Origin of the sequence: Marinobacter sp. bablab_jr008 (assembly GCF_016464145.1) — a bacterium.
In the GTDB taxonomy this organism is placed as follows: Bacteria; Pseudomonadota; Gammaproteobacteria; order Pseudomonadales; family Oleiphilaceae; genus Marinobacter; species Marinobacter nauticus.
The window spans coordinates 1-3,468 of sequence record NZ_JACDWW010000065.1; the positions used below are offsets into that span (position 1 = coordinate 1).

Here is a 3,468-nt window from a genome sequence, read left to right on the forward strand (position 1 = left end):
GGGATTGCTGGAGAGTGAAGGTACGCATGAGCCGAAAGCACTGACTGGGTGAATGGATGTCAGATGCTATTATATCGCTCCAAGCCTTGTTATTGCAGGCTTTGGGCGTGAGTTCAGCTCGTTGAAGTCACGGATTCAGGTACCCTCCTATATCTATTGAGGTTTTTGCTTAATCCCAGCTAGTTGAGACAATCAGCATCACCCCGCCCTGATCTCGTTCTACCAAAAGATCATCTGTATTCTGTACCGTTGTGGTATCTCCAGCTTCGATACCAGAACGGAGTTCTTTGGCTTTCGTGTCGACAAAATAGCCAAAGCCTATATTCCAGCTTCCGCTCCCTGTTCTGTCTTTAAAGCCCATCATTAGCCCCACGCCATAGGCCGAAAACGGATCACCGCCATCGGTGTCAGCGACACTGACTGAAATGAATGGACCTACGCCAACACTATGGGTATTTGGAAACATGCGACTTAAACGCTGATAGGTAAAAAACTTATGTGTTTCGAGCATAAAACTTCCGCGATGTTCTCTCTCTTTGGTGACGACTATGCGACCATCGCGAACGTCTACATCATCAATGCTCTGGTTGTGTAACTTCGTAAAGGCTATCCCTATTCCAAGCTTGAACTTCTCGAAGTCTTCTAGATCGTTGGCTGTTTCGTCCGCCTCCTTTGCTTCTACAATGTCTTGAGCTTTCTGGTTACTGAGAAGCTCAAACCTGTCTTCCAGGAGGGGAAGCGTGCTTCCAGTTGAGGCACCACCTGAGCTGGAACCGGAAGAATACGACTCGACGCCACCATTACCAAAATATGGATCAAGACCCTCAAACAAATCATATTTTTTATTTCGCAGAACTTGTGCCTTCTCTCTAAGACCCGCCGGAGAGTTCGGCAGTTGAGCACCTTCCTGGTCTAAACATTCATCCATCGTTGAATAGGTTACGGAACCAATAAGTTGACTCTTATATGGTTCCTCATTAGCCCTACATACCTTGTTTGGCGTCAATATATAATTTGCGCTATCTAGGGAAAGGGTGGATTCGTCGTCCTGTTGCTGAGCAAAAGCGGGAGATAGTCTGATACCGGCTGTGAAAAGCAGAACGAAAATAATAAGGAAAGATTTAAAATTTCGCATTGATGTAGTCCTTTCAGGTTACTGGTGAGACCAGATCAACTCATGGACTACAGCGATTCATCGCTCCGTGATGACCCCAACATTCTTGTCTGTACATTTTTTAACCTAGCCAAAGTGGACGTATCGATCAAGTAGACACGCAGAGATCTTCAGAAAACGGGCCTTTTTGGCCAATACGCTGGCCTACGGTGTCAACAAAGTGTCCACGCGTTTGCGGTTTTATGTGGGGTTGAGTGGGCTCAATATTCTGTAACTATCTGATTGTGCAGGACTGTGTAGATATGCGGTGATTGTGACTCGGATTGAAAATCCCCGTGTCGGTGGTTCGATTCCGCCTCCGGGCACCACTAATATCAAGCCGAATCAAGAACTTACCATGAGTAAGAGTTGATTCGGCTTTTTAGTTTCTGGCGACGCCAATACGCTCTGATACGTTGGTTTACGCTGGATTACGTTGGCGCCCTTCCCCTCCATTCCCCCTTCTAAATACCTTCAAACAATTGGAGGTATCAGTGACTACAGCAGTCAAGAAACGCACAAGCACATTCAGCGAGAAAGCGAAGAAAGAATTGGCTCCGGGTCAGGAGATCAGCGAGAACGGTATTATTTATCGCAAGCGCAAGGATGGATGCGGCACCTGGCGCTACGACTTCACCCAATCCGGCATCAGACATAAAGGCGTTATTGGGTCTGACCGCGATGGCGTGACTCTTAGCCAGGCTCGGGATGTCGTCTCAGAAATTCGAGCCAAGGCAATCACCGAGCGCATGAGTGGTCGCACGGGTCGCTCTACACAATCCACCCGCCTATTTAGAGAGGTCGCCAAAGAGTACCTGGATTGGAGTGAAACCCATCACCAAGACCACAGGCACAACGTCAGCCGGATGAACAACCACCTGCTTCCCCGGTTTGGCGAACGCCGCCTGGGTGACATGACCACAGCGATGATCGAGACCATGCGTACCGAGCTGCGACGCGCCGAGGTAAGTGCCCAAACAATCCAACGAATTGTAAGCTTGCTTTCCTGCACGTTCGATTTCGCACAAAAGTCAGACCCGAATCTCGATAACCCAACGACACGACTCAGCCGCGTAAAGCATCAAAAAAAGGAGGTTGTACCGTTTACACGCGAAGAAACAGACGCCCTCCTCAATATTGGCGCAATTCAGTACAACACAGTCACGCGTGGTCCCAACAAGGGTAAGAAAACTGAGAACAAAGCCAAAACGGCTGAGTTCCGGGCAATGATTGGGCTTTCTCTCTTCGCCGGACTCAGGGCGTCAGAAGCCTTGGGACTGACGTGGGAAAACGTCGATCTGGAACGGGGGCTAATTCGAGTAAATCAGGTTGCGATGGAGGGCACCATCCGGAACTCCACGAAAACCTATAAGCCTCGCGTGGTGCCTATAACAGGCTCATTGAAGCCACTGCTTGAAGACCTCAGACAGCACCACATTCAAGCCCAAAGAGAGACTGGACTGCTGCTATCGAGAAACGGAGTTGACCCCTACAACCAAATTCCAGTGATGTTTGGTCGCGTGAGAAAACAAGCGGGCGTCACATCCGAAAAAGGTCATCATGCACTACGACACACCTTTGCAACGCGAGCCTCAGAGAAAAATATCGACCTCAAAACGATTCAACGATGGTTAGGACACGCGAGCATCGCCACAACGATGATTTACGTGCATTCGACAGAAGAGCATCTGGAGTCAGCGGCAAAGCTTCTGGATTGATGAGCCATTCTGGACACTGTAGACGTTATTGCTAGGGTGCATTCGGTGCTTGGCAGAATCGTGTCCAAGATCAGAGGTTATATGCTACGCTCTCCTGACCCCCATAGAAGTGTGGGGCGACAACACTCCGACGGGAGTGGAAATCAGGTTCTTAGGGAACTAACGGGTGCCCAGTACTTCAATGGGGAAGATGCTCCAAGGCTTCGACCAAATGGAAACTTACTTTTGCATGGTTGTACCCGTGGGAAGCCCGTTCATTGGACGGGCTTTTTGTTTTTATGAGTAATCGTTTCGAAGACTATCTTGCGCTGGTCATAGAAGAGGAAGCCCAAAAGCTAATCGACCGCTACCACGCGTACCACAACTTTCTTCATCTAGAGCACAAACGTAACAAGGAGAGGGTTCTCGACGCGCCAGATAAGGAGGTAAAAACTCCCGACTATTGGCGAATCGATCTTAAGGAGGGTCTGATTAACGCCTGATTTATCGCTGAATCGCTTTTCAACTCGAAAAAAAGCCATTCAAGCGCGATTTTGGCGTTATCACCCTCTGTTTTGTTCGATTTTTGCCTATTTCCCGCCGTTTTGGCGGAAAACA

The 3,468-nt window shown here is 48.8% G+C and carries 2 protein-coding genes; one reads left to right on the top strand and one right to left on the bottom strand.

Features of this window, described 5'->3' with window-relative positions; all coding sequences use genetic code 11:
- Positions 1-169: 169 nt before the first annotated feature.
- Positions 170-1,135 (bottom strand): hypothetical protein, encoded by a 966-nt coding sequence (locus tag JIF53_RS12860; RefSeq protein ID WP_199452692.1) that lies wholly within the window; start codon positions 1,133-1,135, stop codon positions 170-172.
- A gap of 512 nt (positions 1,136-1,647) precedes the next feature.
- Between JIF53_RS12860 and JIF53_RS19655 the strand changes: the two genes are divergently transcribed.
- Positions 1,648-2,871: a tyrosine-type recombinase/integrase gene (locus JIF53_RS19655; RefSeq protein ID WP_153741720.1), complete on the top strand. Its 1,224-nt coding sequence runs from the start codon at positions 1,648-1,650 to the stop codon at positions 2,869-2,871.
- Positions 2,872-3,468: the final 597 nt, after the last annotated feature.

Coding starts and splice junctions, on each gene's coding strand:
- JIF53_RS12860 (WP_199452692.1), bottom strand. CDS start 1,135: ATGCGAAATTTTAAATCTTTCCTTATTATTTTCGTTCTGCTTTTCACA.